The organism is Alicyclobacillus suci (assembly GCF_017329615.1).
GTDB classification, from domain to species: Bacteria; Bacillota; Bacilli; order Alicyclobacillales; family Alicyclobacillaceae; genus Alicyclobacillus; species Alicyclobacillus suci.
This window is the reverse complement of sequence record NZ_JAFMTW010000168.1, coordinates 1-444: the sequence shown is the minus strand read 5'-3', so window position 1 is coordinate 444 and position 444 is coordinate 1. Positions and strand designations below refer to the sequence as shown.

At 49.5% G+C, this 444-nt stretch carries 1 protein-coding gene; it reads right to left on the bottom strand.

The genetic code is table 11. The features are described from left to right. A partial coding sequence (gene tnpA / locus J3482_RS20275; protein ID WP_206923099.1) for an IS66 family insertion sequence element accessory protein TnpA occupies positions 1-261 on the bottom strand: 261 nt, incomplete at its 3' end. Between the last annotated feature and the right edge of the window lie 183 nt (positions 262-444).

Genomic DNA, 444 nt, shown 5'->3' with positions numbered 1-444 from the left:
CACTTCAATCCTGGCTTGACCAACCTGAACAGTGAGCGCTTCGTTACTGCTCGGTTTAATGACTGATTCCATCTCCACTGAAAGCCAACGAACCTCTCCATTTGAAGGCTTTCGTCGATTCCCTCGAAGCTTGCTGGACCAGTAGCGAAAGCGATGAATATTGATCCCGTGCACCGCACACCAGACTGTAGCCGTTTGCCCACTGGACTCAAACTCGGTGAGGCGACTCTCCCATTCTTCACGTAGCTCGGTTCTTGACATGTACCTCACTCTCCTCAGTTTCATTTGAGGAGATTATCCCACCCAGAGTGTAGCCTTACGAGGTGTGCTGCGTTTTACGCTTACTCCATAATGGCCGAAAGTTGACTGAATTGCCTGTCCAGGAGTTGACGTATATCATGTCCTTATCCTAGGAATGGAAAAGGACGTCTCCTTTTGCGTTGC